The 15,300-nt window shown below is 68.6% G+C and carries 16 protein-coding genes; 11 read left to right on the top strand and 5 right to left on the bottom strand.

From position 1 onward, the window contains the following. Window positions 1-2 precede the first annotated feature (2 nt). On the top strand, window positions 3-419 hold the full coding sequence (locus tag ACZYYX_RS25875; protein WP_463817776.1) for an acyl-CoA thioesterase: 417 nt from the start codon (window positions 3-5) through the stop codon (window positions 417-419). Next, window positions 416-1,057 carry a DUF8185 domain-containing protein gene (locus ACZYYX_RS25870; RefSeq protein ID WP_463817628.1) on the top strand — a complete coding sequence of 214 codons (642 nt, stop codon included), beginning with the start codon at window positions 416-418 and terminating at the stop codon, window positions 1,055-1,057. Before ACZYYX_RS25875 ends, ACZYYX_RS25870 begins: the two co-directional genes overlap by 4 nt. Before the next feature lie 87 nt (window positions 1,058-1,144). Here the strand turns inward: ACZYYX_RS25870 and ACZYYX_RS25865 are convergent, their stop codons facing one another. Genes ACZYYX_RS25865 through ACZYYX_RS25855 form a run of 3 tightly spaced genes read right to left on the bottom strand, consistent with a single transcriptional unit; the run spans window position 1,145 to window position 5,388 of the window. Beyond that, window positions 1,145-1,534, bottom strand: a complete 390-nt coding sequence (locus ACZYYX_RS25865; RefSeq protein ID WP_463817626.1) for a globin — start codon at window positions 1,532-1,534, stop codon at window positions 1,145-1,147. Window positions 1,535-1,573: 39 nt separating this feature from the next. Then, window positions 1,574-4,168, bottom strand: coding sequence for a helix-turn-helix transcriptional regulator (locus ACZYYX_RS25860; RefSeq protein WP_463817625.1), 2,595 nt, complete (start codon window positions 4,166-4,168; stop codon window positions 1,574-1,576). Between the two features lie 38 nt (window positions 4,169-4,206). Next, window positions 4,207-5,388, bottom strand: a complete 1,182-nt coding sequence (locus tag ACZYYX_RS25855; RefSeq protein ID WP_463817624.1) for a catalase family protein — start codon at window positions 5,386-5,388, stop codon at window positions 4,207-4,209. Window positions 5,389-5,546: 158 nt separating this feature from the next. Here ACZYYX_RS25855 and ACZYYX_RS25850 point away from each other — a divergent pair, with 158 nt between their 5' ends. The 3 genes from ACZYYX_RS25850 to ACZYYX_RS25840 are packed head-to-tail and all read left to right on the top strand — an operon-like array spanning window position 5,547 to window position 6,934. Further along, entirely contained in the window at window positions 5,547-6,212 is a 666-nt protein-coding gene (locus tag ACZYYX_RS25850) for an HNH endonuclease (protein ID WP_463817623.1), read from the top strand. A 25-nt stretch (window positions 6,213-6,237) separates the two neighbouring features. After that, a complete protein-coding gene (gene ctaJ, locus ACZYYX_RS25845) occupies window positions 6,238-6,471 on the top strand; it encodes an aa3-type cytochrome oxidase subunit CtaJ (protein WP_463817621.1) in 234 nt (77 codons plus the stop codon). Then, a complete protein-coding gene (locus ACZYYX_RS25840; RefSeq protein WP_463817619.1) occupies window positions 6,458-6,934 on the top strand; it encodes a DUF5130 domain-containing protein in 477 nt (158 codons plus the stop codon). The genes ctaJ and ACZYYX_RS25840 overlap by 14 nt, the downstream gene beginning before the upstream one ends. A 26-nt stretch (window positions 6,935-6,960) precedes the next feature. Here ACZYYX_RS25840 and ACZYYX_RS25835 read toward each other — a convergent pair whose 3' ends face one another. Both ACZYYX_RS25835 and pepN read right to left on the bottom strand, forming a co-directional pair. Next, on the bottom strand, window positions 6,961-7,350 hold the full coding sequence (locus ACZYYX_RS25835) for an HNH endonuclease (protein WP_463817617.1): 390 nt from the start codon (window positions 7,348-7,350) through the stop codon (window positions 6,961-6,963). Window positions 7,351-7,406: 56 nt separating this feature from the next. Continuing rightward, window positions 7,407-9,992: an aminopeptidase N gene (gene pepN / locus ACZYYX_RS25830; RefSeq protein WP_463817616.1), complete on the bottom strand. Its 2,586-nt coding sequence runs from the start codon at window positions 9,990-9,992 to the stop codon at window positions 7,407-7,409. A gap of 92 nt (window positions 9,993-10,084) precedes the next feature. On the opposite strand from pepN, the gene ACZYYX_RS25825 reads away from it, so the two are divergent. The 6 genes from ACZYYX_RS25825 to ACZYYX_RS25800 all read left to right on the top strand — a co-directional run bounded on the left by ACZYYX_RS25825 (window position 10,085) and on the right by ACZYYX_RS25800 (window position 15,297). Further along, complete coding sequence (locus tag ACZYYX_RS25825) at window positions 10,085-10,693, top strand: mycothiol-dependent nitroreductase Rv2466c family protein (RefSeq protein ID WP_463817615.1); 609 nt, start codon at window positions 10,085-10,087, stop codon at window positions 10,691-10,693. A gap of 66 nt (window positions 10,694-10,759) precedes the next feature. Continuing rightward, the gene (locus ACZYYX_RS25820) at window positions 10,760-12,151 is read left to right on the top strand and encodes a purine-cytosine permease family protein (RefSeq protein WP_463817614.1); all 1,392 of its coding nucleotides are present in this window, start codon (window positions 10,760-10,762) and stop codon (window positions 12,149-12,151) included. A gap of 14 nt (window positions 12,152-12,165) precedes the next feature. Continuing rightward, window positions 12,166-12,591, top strand: coding sequence for a nucleoside deaminase (locus tag ACZYYX_RS25815; protein WP_463817775.1), 426 nt, complete (start codon window positions 12,166-12,168; stop codon window positions 12,589-12,591). Continuing rightward, window positions 12,588-13,547 (top strand): isopenicillin N synthase family dioxygenase, encoded by a 960-nt coding sequence (locus ACZYYX_RS25810; protein WP_463817613.1) that lies wholly within the window; start codon window positions 12,588-12,590, stop codon window positions 13,545-13,547. Before ACZYYX_RS25815 ends, ACZYYX_RS25810 begins: the two co-directional genes overlap by 4 nt. A 104-nt stretch (window positions 13,548-13,651) precedes the next feature. Then, window positions 13,652-14,125, top strand: a complete 474-nt coding sequence (locus ACZYYX_RS25805) for a ribose-5-phosphate isomerase (RefSeq protein WP_463817612.1) — start codon at window positions 13,652-13,654, stop codon at window positions 14,123-14,125. A gap of 65 nt (window positions 14,126-14,190) precedes the next feature. Further along, window positions 14,191-15,297 carry an allophanate hydrolase-related protein gene (locus tag ACZYYX_RS25800; protein ID WP_463817610.1) on the top strand — a complete coding sequence of 369 codons (1,107 nt, stop codon included), beginning with the start codon at window positions 14,191-14,193 and terminating at the stop codon, window positions 15,295-15,297. The last annotated feature ends 3 nt before the right edge of the window (window positions 15,298-15,300 follow it).

Below are 15,300 nucleotides of genomic sequence, written 5' to 3'. Positions count from 1 at the left end.
AGGTGACACAGCAGGGCTTCACGGCGCCGGTGCACGTGCGATGGTCGGACATCGACATGTACCAGCACATCAACCACGCGACGATGGTCACGATCCTCGAGGAGGCGCGAATCCCGTTCCTGCGGGAGCCGTTCGAGGCGGACATCACCACGATCGGCCTGCTCATCGCTGACGTGAAGATCGCGTACAAGGCGCAGCTGCGGCTCATCGACTCTCCGCTTCAGGTCACCATGTGGACCACCCGGGTGCGGTCGGTCGACTTCACGGTCGGCTACGAGGTCCGCTCCGTCGGTGCCGCACCCGATTCGAAACCCGCGGTCATCGCCGAGACCCAACTGGCCGCGGTCCACATCGAAGAGCAACGACTGCAACGACTCTCGGCCGCGCAGCGGGAGTATCTGCAGCACTGGGCCCGATGAGCGAACGCGGCCTCTGGCTCGACCCTGCACACCGCGACGACCTCGCGGCGTTCACCGAACGTGCCCGCAGTGTCGACGAGGCCGCGGTGGTGCGGCTGCGGGAACGTCCCGGTGGGCTGGTGTCGGCCTGGGTGGCCACCGGATTCGACGTGCTGGCCAGCCGCACCGTCGGGGGCCGGCTACGGCCTGGAGACCTGTCTGCCGCGGCCGATGCGCTGCTGGCCGGGCTCGCGGCGATGACACCCGATGGCCATGTCGATCCGGGGTTCGCGATGGATTCGGCGTGGCGGGGTGGCCTTCCGCCGGACACGGGTTTCGTCCATCTGGACGACGTGCCCGCGCGCGAAGTGTTCGCGCTTGTTCAGCGCGGCTCGGCGCTGGCCCGTGAGCACGCCGGCGCGCATGGGCCGCCGACGTCGCTACTCGACCAGGATGTCGTCGAGGTGGCTGCCGACGATCAGCGGGTCGGCATTCCGATGCGGTGTGTGTTCGCGTTGACCGCGATGGGTTTCGTCCCCGACCACCCAGGTGACGACGACGTGGTGCGGGTCCGGACGACGGCGACGTGGCTGCGCATCGATGCCCGTTTCGGCACGGTGTACCGGCGTCGCGGCGACCCCGCCGTGGTCCTGCACTGACGTTTCTCCGGCGAACAGACGCGAACTCGCGTGTTCTGGGCCCGAATTGCACGAGTTCGCGTCTGCTCGCGCTAAGAACCCGCGGGCTCAGAAGGGGGAGTTCACCATCGATTGTGCGGCCATCTCCAGGTACGCGATCAGTTCGCCGCGATGCTCGTCATCGAGGGTCTGCGAGTCGATCTCTGCGACAGCGGTGTGCATGCAGCGCAGCCATGCATCACGCTCGAGATAGCCGATCCGGAACGGGGCATGCCGCATCCTCAACCGCGGATGGCCGCGCCGCTCGGAATAGGTGCGCGGACCACCCCAGTACTGCTCGAGGAACAGCAGCAGCCGTTCCTCGGCGGCCTCGAGCTCGTCCTCGGGGTACAGCGGGCGCAGGATCTCGTCGTCGCGTACCTGCTCGTAGAACCGTGACACGATCCGGTGGAACGTGTCATGACCGCCGACCGCGTCGTAGAACGATTGTTGATCCATCACCGCCCATTGTGGGCCATGGCCGACGGCGGCCGACGGTCAGGACTTCTTCCGGATCAGCCGGGCCAGTTCGTCGCGGTCGGCGACGTCGAGCTTGAAGCACGCGCGGTAGACGTGTCCCTCCACGGTGCGCACCGACAGCGTCAGTGCCTCGGCCACCTCGCGGTTGGAGAGCCCAGCCGACACCAGCTCGGCGATCTCGCGCTCGCGCGGCGTCAACGGCAGGGGACGGGCCGCGGTCTTGATGGCGGGCGTGGATGCGCCCCCGCACGCCTCGGCCAGACGCAGCGCGGTCGCGCCTGATTCGGTGGTGCGCCGACGGTCCCCGGCCGCGTCGTGCAGCGGCGCGGCCTGCGCGGCGGCGTCGGCGGCCGACAGCATCAGGCCCGCCCGCTCGAACTCGGCGCTGACGGCGTCCAGCCCCGTGGCATCCCCGGCGGCGACGGCTGCGGCATGGCGGGCGAACAACGGCACGACAGTGCCGTGCACGATGCCGGTGAGTTCACCGAGCCGATCGGCCGTGGCGCGGTCCCCGAATCGGGTGGCGTGGTGCAGCGCCTCGGCTTCCAGCGCCAACTGGCCGGATCGCCGAGCGTTGTCCGCGGCGGCCCTGGCCAGCTCGACGGCATTGCGCTCCATGCCCTTGGCGGCGGCGTACCAAGACCGCGAGATCAGCCGCTGCGGTTCGTGCAGTGCCATCGACGGGCCGGAGTGCTCGGCGGCGTCGGTGAGGACGCGCTCCGCCTCGCCGATGCGACCGAGGGCGGCGTAGGCACGGGCCAGTAGCAGCCGCCCGGGCAGCTGCCACGGTAGTGGGCTCTCGGCGGACAACGCGGCCAACGCCTGCTCGATGGATGCGACCACCTCCGGGAAATCACCTCGGGCGGTCGCGACGACGCCGGCCATGATCTTGGCGATCGCCCAGGCGAGGAACTGGCCGACAGAGGAGAAGTCCGCATAGCGCAGAGCGCGTTCCTCGGCGGTCTCGAAATCACCCATGTGGGTCAGCGCCAGCACGTCGCAGTAGCGGACCATCACGCGGATCATGCCGTCGGTGGCCTTCTGCTCGGCTCGGCAGCGCGCGGCGATCGGCTCGAACTCGTCACCGCGGCCCGCCACAGGCATCGCCAAACCCGCGGCGAAGGCGGCGAACTCGACGGCCTGCTCGGGCGCGTGCGGGTCGGCCAGCACAGCCAGTGCCTCGTCGATGCCTTCGGAGATCCTGTTCTCGTGTACCGCCATCGCGGCCGCCGTGGCGCGCAGGATCTGGTTCAGGATCGGAATCCGCACCCGCTCACGCACCAGGTCGAGCACCTCGTGCGCCTTGGCCACCTCGCCCATCGACCAGAACAGCGTCGACAGCCGTGGCACACCCCACTGCACCAGCTGCACCTCGTCCAGATCGTTGGGGGCGAACTGCGCGAGAATCGCCTCGGCGTCTGCGGGCATGCCCTGCCACAGCAGCGCACGGGAGAGCAGCGCCCCGGAGGCCAGGCTGCCGGTTCGCTCGAACGCGCTGCGCGCCAACCGTTCTCCCAGCGGCAGGTTGGACAGGAAGATCGCGTCCTTGGCGGCCGCGGTGAGCAGGTCGACGTCGACGCTCTGATCGCTGTCGATCGACAGGTTCGCCATCCGAATCCGGCTCGCGGCGGTGGAGAGTTCGCGGCGGCGCAGGATCTGCACCACCTGACCCTTGAGCCGGCGCTCGGCGGCCCGACCGATCTTGGTGCGCACGACGTCACCAACGAGCGGGTGGCTGAAGCGGGCATTGAGGGTGGGGCCGTCCTGGGTGAACCGGACCAGCCCCCGCATCTCTGCCTCGTCGACCGCGGCGTCACCGACGAGCTCGGTGAGCGCGTCGGCGTCCAGCGGTTCGCACAGCGCCAGCAGCTTCAGCGCGGTCATGACCTCGGCACCGGCGCTGTCCAGCCGCGTCTCCAGCAGCGCCACCAGACCCGACGGCACGGCCGTCGGGCCGCGCAGCTGCCACACGTCGCCCACTCTGCGCAGCGTCCCCGCGTCGATGGACCCCTCGACCAGGTGGCGCAGGAACAGTGGATTGCCGCCCGAGGACTGCCACATCAGATCGGCCGACAACCCTTCGAGGCGTCCGCCGATCACGGATTCGACCAGCTTGACGCTCTGTGACTTGGTGAAGGGCTGCAGCTCGATGCGGCGCAGATAGCCGTCTTTCCACAGCGAGGTCACTGCGTCGGGCACCGGTTCTCCGCTGCGGACCGTGGCCAGAATCCGACCCGACTGGTCGACCGCGAGCTGATGCAGCAGCGTGGCCGAGAGCTCGTCGAGCAGATGGGCGTCGTCCACGCCTACGATGCTGTTGCCTTGTGCAACAAGCGATTCGCGGGCGCAGGCGAGAAGGGCCGTCGCGTCGCGGGACGGGCTGCCGCCGACCAGGTGGGCGAAGACGCCGAGCGGAATGCTGCGCGACGATTTCGTCGAGGCGACCCAATGCACCTCTGACCGCACCGATTCCGTCACCATCCGGGCGAGCGTGGTCTTGCCGACGCCGGCATCGCCGACGAGCACAGCACCGTAGGACTCGGCGCCCGTCAGGGCGGACCGCACCGCGTCGAACTCCGCAGGACGGTCGAGCAGCTGCCAACCATGCGGCATATTCCGGGAGTGTAGTGCGCAGCGACCGCCAGTTCTCGCTAATGGCCCCCGGTTAGCCGACCGGGACCGGCACCGGGGAACGCCGACAGGTCGCTCGGCTCCAGTTGGGGGACACCGTTCTTCGCGTGCCGGTATTCGCTCGAGGCCTCATAGACGCGCAACTTCAAGCGGTTGATCGACCCCAGCGGGCGGTGCTCGGCGATGCCGCGCCACGAATTGAAAGCCAGGGCGTCGTCGGCGAAATCGCGCAGAGCCTCGTCGTATCCCCTTTGCTCGGGGAAGCGGATCGTCGCCACAGGGCGGTACGGAGACACGGCCTCGGGCCACTCCACCGTGGCATCTTCGAGGGGCATTCGGGCCTCATCGGTGCACAGCTGGACCGCCACCTCGTACTCGGCCGGTTTGCTCGCGAAGTACGAGGCGACCGCACGGGACGCGGCGTCGTAGTGGCCGTCGTCGATCGTCGCCGGAACAGCGCCGGCAACAGTCGACGGCGTCGGCGCCACCCGTAGCTTTGCCACGAAGTCACCGAACCGCACCGGTGCGGCGGTGTAGAACGCCTGCCGCAGCGGGTGGTGGTTGGGTTCGGCGAACACCCGCAACTTGGCGGGCAGGTCCCGTCCGGTCCGCTGCACGACGCGTCGTACTGCGCGCAGCGAACGGTTGATCGCCAGCATCCCGGCATCGGGCAGCACAGTCAGGGCCCTCGCGGTCCGCATGCCGGCCTTCGCGTAGTCGGCGGCGTTGCGGAAAAGGAACGCCGGCTCGGTGACGAAGACGAAGTCCTGGTTCGTGTCGGGAAATCGGGCATCGGCGCGCTCCCCGCTGGGGCCCGTCACCCCGAGGATCTTCAGCCCGAGGCCACGCACACCGCGCACCTGATCGGAGCGGATGGCACCCGAGGTCTGCGAGATCCGGGCGATCACGTCGAACGTGGCGCCCGGCTCGCTGAACATGCCGTGTCGCAGGGTGGCGTCGAGGTCGGTGTGCACGGTCAGTTGTCCGGACAGCACCGCACAACTCTTGGCGTGCGCATCGCGGACGGCGTGAGGTCGGCCGTGGCGCCGGTACTTCGCGAACCAGCGGCTCTTCATGTACTGGAACTGGTTGTTGCGGTGGAGATCGGCGACCAGGCCGGAGATCAGTGCGTCTTCGCCCGGCGGGAACGCGGCCATGGCGGGTTCGTAGCGCAGGTAGGTGCGGGGTCCCCCGTTAGTCATGGGCACAGTCTGAAGGCACGGAGACCGTCCGGCATGAGTAACGCGCTACCTGCAATCGGCGAGCGGTCACGAGAAGTTCACCTGACTGACCAGCGAACACGACCAGAATTGTCGTGCGGTCCGGAGTGATCCGTGGTGAACTGTCGAGCGGAGGACGTATGGTGCAGCGCAGAAATAGTCGCGGCCACCGGCACCACCGGACCGCGACGAGTTCGACCGGGTCGACAGTGAGTGCCCCTGCGCGCGCTCTGCACAGCCTCACCGCGAGTGGCGACGCTCTCGCCTCCGTGGTGCCGGAGCCCTCGATCTGGGGACGCCGCCGGGTGCTTCTGCTCAATTCGACGTTCGAGCCGTTGACGGCGCTGCCCATGCGCCGTGCCGTGGTCATGCTGATGTGCGGCAAGGCCGACGTGGTGCACGACGACCCGCTCGGGCCGGTCATCCATTCGGCGAGCCGCACGATCGTCGTCCCGTCGGTCATCCGTCTGCGCACCTACGTGCGGGTGCCCTACCGGGCGCGGGTGCCGATGACCCGGGCCGCGCTGATGCACCGAGACCGGTTCCGGTGCGTGTACTGCGGAGCCAAGGCCGACACGGTCGACCACGTCATTCCGCGTAGCCGCGGAGGCGGGCATTCCTGGGAGAACTGCGTCGCGGCGTGCTCGCCGTGCAATCACCGCAAGGCGGACCGGCTGCTGAGCGAACTGGGCTGGACGTTGCGGTCCGCACCGATGCCGCCCAAGGGTCAGCACTGGCGGTTACTGTCCAGCGTCAAAGAACTCGACCCGGCGTGGGTCAGATACCTGGGTGAGGGCGCGGCCTGACCGGGACGTGCGTTACGGTTTGCCCGTGACCAACACAGCTCTTGTGCATGCGAGCTTCCTGCTGATTCCGCTGGCCTTGGCCGGCCTTCTGGCGTTGTTGATCTACCGCAAGAAGGGGCCGCATCCCGCGACGTACAACCTCGCCGAGACGTGGACCCATGAGCCCATCCTGTGGGCTGCGGACGAACCCGCGGATCACGGCCACGGGGGCCACGGTTCGCACGTGACGATCGGAGGCGGCGCAAGTGGCAACTGGTGAAATCACCCGGGCAGGCGCTCTCGACCTGGCCGAACTGCCGTACGGCTCGGTCGTCACCGCGAGCGGACGGATCTCCGGGGTCACCGAGCCCGGCGAGCTGTCGGTGCACTACCCGTTCCCCACGCGGGACCTGGTGGTTCTCGACAACACGTTGAAGTTCGGGTCGCGCGCGGCCAAGGCGCGCTTCGCCGTCTACATCGGCGATCTCGGCGAGGACACCGCGGCGTCGGCGCGGGCGATCCTGGGCCGGGTGCCGACCCCGGACAACGCGGTTCTGCTCGCCGTGTCGCCGAACCAGCGGGCCATCGAGGTCGTCTACGGCTCGAAGGTCAAGGGCCGCGGCATCGAAGAGGCTGCACCGCTGGGTGTCTCCGCGGCTGCAGCGTCGTTCCGCGAAGGCAACCTGATCGACGGTTTGATCAGCGGCATCCGCGTGCTGTCCGCGGGCGTGTCCCCGCGCTGACCCTCACGAGTCTCACGAGAGTGCGCTCACGGTAGCTGGCGGGTGCCGCCGACTACCGGGAGTGCACTCTCGGCGTTCGCTGCCACCAGCGCCGCCCGGATGCGGACGTAGCGCTCCAGGAAGAGCCGCTCGTCGAGCCGCTTGCGCCGCAGCCAGCCGGTGACTTCGTCGTTGCATTTGCTGGCGTTGCACGGCCCGCACGCGGGCACCACGTTGTCCACGGTGTAGCGCCCGCCGCGCGAGATCGCCATCACGCAGTCGCGCTGCAGTGTTCCGGTCGTCGCTCCGCAGTAGGCGCAGCCGCTCCATGCCGCTTTGATCGCCGTCCACTGCGCGTCGGTGAGGTCGTTGACGACGGCCGCAACGCGACGTTTGCGCCTGCGTGCCGCCCTCGCCCTGCGACTGTTGACCACCACCGCGTGAGCGTATGCGCGCGAGCGTGCGCGAACTCCCGTCCCCGAGCGGCGTGTCGCTACTGGGTGTCGAACTCCCGGGCGCGCAGCGACCGTTCCACCCCGGCCCGGCCCTCCAGCACGAGTCGGCGCAGCGCCGGCGGCACCTCGGGATCCGCCAGGAACCGGTCGGCCGCCTCCAGCGCCTCGGCGCTGATGTCCCACGACGGATACAGGCCCACGACCACGGTCTGAGCCACCTCGCTGGACCGCCGCTCCCACACCCCCGAGATCGCCTCGAAGTAGCGGTCCCGGAACGGCGCCAGCACCTCACCCTGCCCGGGTTGGGCGAAACCACCGATGATGGCCCGCGCGGTGATGTTGGCCAGCGTGTCGTCCTCGACCACCTGCTGCCACGCCGCTTCCTTGACCGCCGCCTGCGGGCGCGCCGCCGCCGCGGCCGCGGCCTGACGCCGGCCCGCCGCGGTCGGATCGTTCGCGGCCTCGGCGTCGATCAGCGGGGTCTGCGTGCCGTCGGCGTCGAGCACACCGGCGCGCGCCAGTGCCGTCACCACCCGCCACCGCAGATCCGTGTCCACCACGAGTCCTTCGAGGTTCACCGCGGCCGGCTCATTGTCCAGCAGCGTCTCCAGAACCGCGACGTGATTGGGCGAGAGCACCGACGTGCACAGCGCGTTGACGAACGCCAACTGGTGATCCGAGCCGGGTGCCGACTCGCGGGCCAGGTCCAGCAGGGTATCGCCGAACGCGGGCCACCCGTTCTCCGCGGCCCACTGCTGGTCGGCGTACGACCCCAGCGCAGTCTGCGCCTGCAACAGAAGTCGTTGTGCGACACCGACTTCGGATTCGGCGTGCAAGCCGCTCATCACCAGCGCCACGAAATCACGGGCCCGCAGCTCCGCGTCGCGGGTCATCTCCCACGCCGCGGACCACGCCAGGGTGCGGGGGAGCGGCTCCGCGATGTCGGCGATCCGGCCCAGCACCGTATGCAGGGAATCGGGGTCCAGCCGCAGTGAGCAGTAGGTGAAGTCATCATCGTTGACCAGGATCAGCTTGCCCCGCTTCACACCGCGCAGGCCGGGCACCTCTGTCGTCGGTCCGTCGACGTCGAGCTCCTCGCGGTGCACCCGCACCAACTTGCCCGACGCGTCGTCGTCGTAGATGCCCACCGCGAGGCGATGCACCCGCGTCTCACCGGCGCCCGGCTTTGCGCCGCCCTGCTCGATCGCGAATCGGGTGAAGGTGCCGTCGGCGTCGATGTCGAAATCGGGCCGCAGCGTGTTCAATCCGGTCGTCTTGAGCCACTGCCGTCCCCAGCCGGACAGGTCGCGGCCGGACGACTTCTCCAGTGCGCCCAGCAGATCGCCGAACGTCGCATTGCCGAAGGCGTGGTCGCGGAAGTAGTCGCGCAGTCCTGCGAGGAACGCCTCGAGTCCGACATAGGCCACCAGCTGCTTGAGCACGCTGGCGCCCTTGGCGTAGGTGATGCCGTCGAAGTTCACCTCGACGGCGTGAAGGTCGGGGATGTCGGCTGCCACCGGATGCGTCGACGGCAGCTGGTCCTGCCGGTACGCCCACGACTTCTCCACGTTGGCGAACGTGGTCCAGGCCTGGGTGTACTCGGTGGCCTCGGCCTGGCACAGCACCGAGGCGAAGGTCGCGAAGGACTCGTTGAGCCACAGGTCATCCCACCACTGCATGGTGACCAGGTCGCCGAACCACATGTGGGCCATCTCGTGCAGCACGGTCTCGGCGCGACGCTCATAGGAGTAGCGGGTCACCTTGGACCGGAACACGTAGTCCTCGAGGAACGTCACCGCGCCGGCGTTCTCCATCGCACCGGCGTTGAACTCTGGGACGAACAGTTGGTCGTACTTGCCGAACGCGTACGGGACGCCGAAGTTGTTGTGGTAGAAGCCGAATCCCTGCTTGGTCTCGGTGAACAGACGTTCGGCGTCCATGTACTCTTCCAGCGATTTACGGCAGAAGATGCCCAGCGGGATGTCGCCGTGGTCGTCGCTGTAGACGTCGTCCCAGCGGGCGTACGGCCCGGCGATCAGCGCCACCAGGTAGGTGCTCATCCGCGGGGTGGCCTTGAACGTGTGGTTCTTGGCCTTGCCGTCCCAGGTCACGTCGACGGTCGCCCCGTTGGAGATCACCTCCCAGTGCCCCGGCGCGGTGACGGTGATGTCGAAGGCGGCTTTGAGGTCTGGCTGGTCGAAGCAGGCGAACATCCGCTTGGCGTCGGCGGTCTCGAACTGCGAGTACAGGTAGACCTCGTCATCGACAGGGTCGACGAAGCGGTGCAGTCCCTCGCCGGTGTTGGAGTAGCGGCAGTCAGCGTCGACGACGACGACGTTGTGTTCGGCGAGCCCGGTGAGCGCAATGCCCGTCGACTCGTCGTAGCTGGACACGTCGATGTCGGTGCCGTTGAGCGTTGCGCTGCGGATCGAGTCCGCCGCGAGGTCGAGGTAGGTGTCGGCGCCGGCGGTGGCGTCGAATTCGATGGTCGTCACCGAGCGGAAGGTCTGCTCGCTCGGCGAGCCCTCGCCGTCGGTCAGATCGAGGGCGACGCGATAACTGTCGACGGTGATCAGGGCGGCGCGTTCGGCAGCTTGGTCGCGCGTCAGATTAGGAAGGGCCACGCTCGTCAACACTAGTCTCAAGCCGGGAAGACAGGACGGGCGTCGGTGGTTGACGCAATGGACGTCTGTCACCGACTCGAGGAGGAGACCCCATGGCCGAGAAGTCCCGCGCCGATTTCTGGTTCGACCCGCTGTGTCCGTGGTGCTGGATCACCTCCCGCTGGATTCTCGAAGTGGAGAAGGTCCGCGATGTCGACGTCAACTTCCACGTCATGAGCCTCGCGGTGCTCAACGAGGGCAGGGATCTGCCCGAGGAGTACCAGGAGATGATGAAGAAGGCGTGGGGTCCGGTGCGCGTCGCGATCGCCGCCGAGGAGGCCCACGGCGCCGACGTGCTGGGGCCGCTGTACACGGCGATGGGCACGCGGATCCACAACGAGGACAACAAGGACTTCGCGCAGGTGATCAGCGAGTCTCTGGCCGAGGTGGGACTGCCCGCAGAGCTTTCCAAGGCCGCCGACTCCGACGCCCACGACGAGGCGCTGCGCAAGAGTCATCACGAGGGCATGGACGCCGTCGGCGACGATGTCGGCACACCGACCATTCACGTCAACGGGGTGGCGTTCTTCGGGCCGGTGCTCTCGAAGATCCCGCGCGGCGAAGAGGCCGGAAAGCTGTGGGACGCCTCGGTGACGTTCGCGTCCTACCCGCACTTCTGGGAACTCAAGCGTTCCCGCACCGAGTCGCCGTCGTTCGACTGAGTAGCAATTGTTTCGGGCGCGTTGCGTCCGGTTGCGCGGTGACAGGTGCGCCCTCAGGGTAGATCGGTGACAGTCACCGAACCCACCACCGACGGCTCCTACCGGGACCGCGTGGTCGCCGTCGAACCGGGCGGCACCGAGCACATCGCCGACGCGGACCGGCACGGCAAGCCGAGCCAGCTGTTCTGGACGTGGACGTCGCCGAACCTGGAGTTCGCGACGATCTTCGTCGGCATGCTCGCGGTGCTCGCGTTCGGAATGACGTTCTGGCAGGCGGTCGCCGGCATCGTCATCGGTACCGGGCTGGGCGCTGTGGCCCACTACTTCCTCTCGGCGCGCGGGCCACTGCACGGCGTTCCCCAGATGGTGTTGGGCCGGTTGGCGTTCGGCTTCAAGGGCAACGCGGTGCCGTCGGTGCTGATGTCGGTCACCGCCGGCGTCGGCTGGTTCGCCACCAACAGTGTCAGCGGTGCGTTCGCGCTGTCCACACTGTTCGGTATCGGACCGCTGATGGGGTTGGTGATCATCGTCGCGGCCCAGACGGCACTCGCGTTCTTCGGGCACAACCTGGTACAGGCCTTCGAGCGGTACTCATTCCCCGTACTCGCCATCGTCTTCCTCGCAGCGTCGGTGGCGATCTTCGTCCACGCTGACATCGGCAACGGCGCACCGGCCGCCGACGGGGTCGGCGGGCTGGGTGGCTTCCTGCTCACCGTCGGCACGTCGTTCGGCTATGCGGCCGGGTGGACGCCGTATGCCGCAGACTTCACCCGGTACCTGCCGGCGACCGTGTCCGGACCGCGGACCGGGTTCTTCGCCGCTGCTGGGCTTTTCACCGCGTGTGCGGTGCTGGAGGTGGTGGGGGCCGCGTCGGTGACGACGGGTGAGGCGTCCCTGGCCGACCCGACCGGCTCGTTCACCGCCGAGCTGGCATCGCCGTTGGCCAAGGCGACCCTGTTGGCCATCGCCGTCGGCGCGATCGCGGCCAACGCGATCAACGTGTACTCCGGCGCGATGGCGTTCGTCTCGACCGGCATCGCCCTGCCCGCCCATGTCGCCCGTGCGTTGGTGACGGTGTTCTTCGGCGTCGCGGGATTCCTCGTCGCCTGGTGGGCGTTGCCCGACGCCGCGCACAGTTACGAGGCGTTCCTGCTGATCATCGCCTACTGGGTGGGGCCCTGGCTGGGCGTGGTGTTCGCCGATCAGTACCTGCGCCGCGGGCGACCGGTCGCGCATCTGCTCTACGACCGCTCCTATGCGAACTGGGGAGGTCTTGCGGCCTTCCTGATCGGCCTGGTCGTCTCGGTGGTGCTGTTCGCCAATCAGGAGAAGTTGGTCGGTGTGGTGGCGGCGGCGATACCTCAGCTCGGCGACATCACCTTCTTCGTCGGTTTCGTGCTCGCCGGGGCCGCATACTTGGTGCTGTGTCGAAAAGCGATCACAGCTCCCACGCCGTGACCTCACCGCAGACGATGCTCGACGTTGCGGTCGAGGAGGCCCGAAAAGGACTGGCAGAAGGCGGGATACCGATCGGGGCAGCGTTGTTCGCCGCCGACGGGACACTGCTCGGCAGCGGCCACAACCAGCGCGTGCAACGTGACGACCCGTCGATCCACGCCGAGACCGACGCGTTCCGCAATGCGGGCCGCCAGCGCGGATACTCCTCGACGACCATGGTGACGACGCTGTCCCCGTGCTGGTACTGCAGCGGGCTGGTGCGGCAGTTCAACATCGGCGCCGTGGTGATCGGGGAGAGTACGACCTTCACCGGCGGGCACGACTGGCTGGCCGAGCACGGCGTGGCTGTCACCGTGCTCGAGGACGAGCGGTGCGTGGCGATGATGACGGATTTCATCGCGGCGCATCCGGAACTGTGGGCGGAGGACATCGGAGAATGAGTGTGATTGCCAGCGTCGACCTTTCGCGGTGGCGGCTGGGCGGAGCCGACGCCGACTCGGTGGCCGCCGAGGTGGACGAGGGTCTGCAGCGCGCGGGCTTCATCCTGGTGACCGGACACGGGGTCGACGCGAGGTTGGCCGCCGACGTGCGGGCTGCGGCCCGGGAGTTCTTCGCGTTGCCCGCGCCGGTCAAGAGTCGCTACGCGGTGCCGGTCGGCGGGCACGGGTGGATCGGTCCGGGGGCCGAAGCCAACGGCTACGCCGAGGGCACCGAGACCCCGCCCGATCTGAAGGAGAGTTTCAGCCTGGGCGCCGAGACCTCCACCGGCGACGCCGAGGTCGATCGAATCTGGTTCGCGCCCAACGTGTGGCCGTCCGAGGTGCCTGCGTTGCAACGGTTGGTCGACGAGTACACCGCGCAGATGCGCGGTGTCGCCGACGATCTGCTGGCGCTGTTCGCGCACGCACTTCGGTTGCCGCTCAACCCTTTCGTCGAGCTGGCCAGCATGCCGACGTGGACGATGAACATCAACCACTACCCGCCGGTCAGCGTCGTCGGTGATCCCGAGCCGGGGCAGTTTCGCATCGGCCCGCACACCGACTTCGGCACCGTGACGATTCTCGATCGCGAGCCGGGCGCCGGTGGTCTTCAGGTGTTCAGCGAGGAGGCCGGCTGGGAGGACGCGCCGTACGATCCTGCGGCCCTGACCGTGAACATCGGTGATCTGCTCGAGTACTGGAGCGGTCGGCGGTGGCCGTCGGGCCGGCACCGGGTGTTGCCGCCGCAGCCGCATGCTCCCGAAGAGGATCTGGTGTCGCTCATCTACTTCTACGAGGCCAACCACGACGCCGTCGTCACGCCGCTGGCGCCGCCCGTCGGCCGGGAGACGGGGCTGACGCCGGTGACGACGTCGGACTTCATCAAGGCACGCCTCGACGCCATCACCATCGGCTGAGCTCCACTACGCCCAACCCGACATTTGGGCGCGAAATCGGGGGCTTTTTGCGCCCAACCCGACGTTTGGGCGGGCTGAAGTCGTGAGGAAGTAGGGTATCGGCCATGCGTGTCTATCTCGGAGCCGACCATGCCGGATACGAGCTCAAGCAGGCCGTCGTCGAGCATCTGAGCGCGACCGGCCACGAGCCCGTCGACTGCGGCGCCTTCAGCTACGACGCCGAGGACGACTACCCGGCCTTCTGCATCGCCGCGGCCGAGAAGACCGTCGCCGACCCCGGAAGCCTCGGTATCGTGATCGGCGGCTCCGGCAACGGCGAACAGATCGCCGCCAACAAGGTGCCGGGCGTCCGCTGTGCGCTCGCATGGAGCGTCGAGACGGCCCAGCTGGCCCGCGAGCACAACAATGCCCAAGTCATGGGGATCGGCGGGCGTATGCACACCACCGAGGACGCGCTCGCGATCATCGACGCCTTCCTGGCCGCAGCCTGGTCCGAGGCGCCGCGCCACCAGCGGCGGATCGACATCCTCGCCGAGTACGAGAAGACACACGACGCGCCGCCCGTTCCGGGAGCCTGAACATCAGCCGGCGCGACGACGCCGATGTCGCGGACATCGCTGAAAGCCGCGGCGGCACAGGCCCGTTGACCGGCACGCGGCTTGTTGTCGGCGACACCCTCGGCGTCGCCGACGCCGTCTCGGCGCTGCGCGATGCTGGTGCCGTCGTGGTGGGCACGACCAACCTCGACCGATGCGCTGCCCGCGTGGCCGCCGGGGAAGCCGACATCGCCATCGCCACGGACGCCGCCGCACTGCCGGGCATCGTCGGGATCACGCCGACCGCCGGGCTGTTCAGCGCCGACGAATCCCGCACTCGCATCACCATTCTCGCGCCCACGCTGACGCTCGCCGACGCCGCGATGGCGATTCTCGCCACCGGCGCACCGTCACGGCCATGGCCGGCGGACACCCGGTTGGCCGCGCCGCCCACCCCTGTCGTGGGAATCCCGGACGACCTGTCTTCTCTCGACAAGCCATGGCACGCGGCGTTCACCGCAGCCGTCGACCACGTCGTCCGCAGCGGTGCGACAGTCGAACAGATCCACCGCGCTGTGGACGGTGAAAGCTCAACTGCTCTCCGCCGATTGCTCGACGCAACAGTCGACGCGCTCCTGGTACCGACGTCCGTGCGCGTCAGCGTCACCGAGGACATGTGCGGGGTCGCGGTCCCGGCGGGGCGCGCGGGCGTCACCGTCCTGGCCCGTGCGTTCGACGACGCCGTGGCGCTCGACATCGCGGCACGACTCACCACCGATCCGGCGCCGCTTCGAGCGTGGCCGCTCGCCGTTGCCGAGCACACCGAGCTCGTGGTGTTCGGTGCCCATCTGCGCGACGGACCGCTGGTGTATCAGCTCACCGACCGGGGTGCCCGGTTCGCCGGCGAGATCACCACTGCGCCCAGGTACCGCATGACCGCGCTGCCGACCACGCCGCCCAAACCCGGGGTGACGCGGATGCCCGACGGTGTCACCGGCGCGGCGCTGACAGGACACCGCTGGCTTCTGTCGCCCGCGGCACTGGGCCGATTCCTGACCGAACTGCCGGCGCCGATGCAACTCGGCAAGGTCGAGTTCGCCGACGGAACCTGGCGGACGGCTTTCGGATGTGACGGATCGGTCGAAGGTGTCGACGTCAGTCATTACGGCAGCTGGCCGGCTGCCGTGGCCGCGGGAGCGGTACCGCAGACTTAGGGG

The sequence above is a fragment of the Mycobacterium sp. IDUB_1 genome, from assembly GCF_055419625.1.
Note: the sequence above shows the minus strand (reverse complement) of the source record. Positions and strands in the feature narration are given on the sequence as shown.

Excerpts from the sequence above, each read along its gene's own strand:
- ACZYYX_RS25850 (WP_463817623.1), top strand. The coding sequence starts at position 5,547 with ATGGTGCAGCGCAGAAATAGTCGCGGCCACCGGCACCACCGGACCGCG.
- ACZYYX_RS25855 (WP_463817624.1), bottom strand. The coding sequence starts at position 5,388 with ATGACTAACGGGGGACCCCGCACCTACCTGCGCTACGAACCCGCCATG.
- ACZYYX_RS25865 (WP_463817626.1), bottom strand. The coding sequence starts at position 1,534 with ATGGATCAACAATCGTTCTACGACGCGGTCGGCGGTCATGACACGTTC.
- ACZYYX_RS25815 (WP_463817775.1), top strand. The coding sequence starts at position 12,166 with ATGCTCGACGTTGCGGTCGAGGAGGCCCGAAAAGGACTGGCAGAAGGC.
- ACZYYX_RS25825 (WP_463817615.1), top strand. The coding sequence starts at position 10,085 with ATGGCCGAGAAGTCCCGCGCCGATTTCTGGTTCGACCCGCTGTGTCCG.
- ACZYYX_RS25870 (WP_463817628.1), top strand. The coding sequence starts at position 416 with ATGAGCGAACGCGGCCTCTGGCTCGACCCTGCACACCGCGACGACCTC.
- ACZYYX_RS25810 (WP_463817613.1), top strand. The coding sequence starts at position 12,588 with ATGAGTGTGATTGCCAGCGTCGACCTTTCGCGGTGGCGGCTGGGCGGA.
- ACZYYX_RS25860 (WP_463817625.1), bottom strand. The coding sequence starts at position 4,168 with ATGCCGCATGGTTGGCAGCTGCTCGACCGTCCTGCGGAGTTCGACGCG.
- ACZYYX_RS25805 (WP_463817612.1), top strand. The coding sequence starts at position 13,652 with ATGCGTGTCTATCTCGGAGCCGACCATGCCGGATACGAGCTCAAGCAG.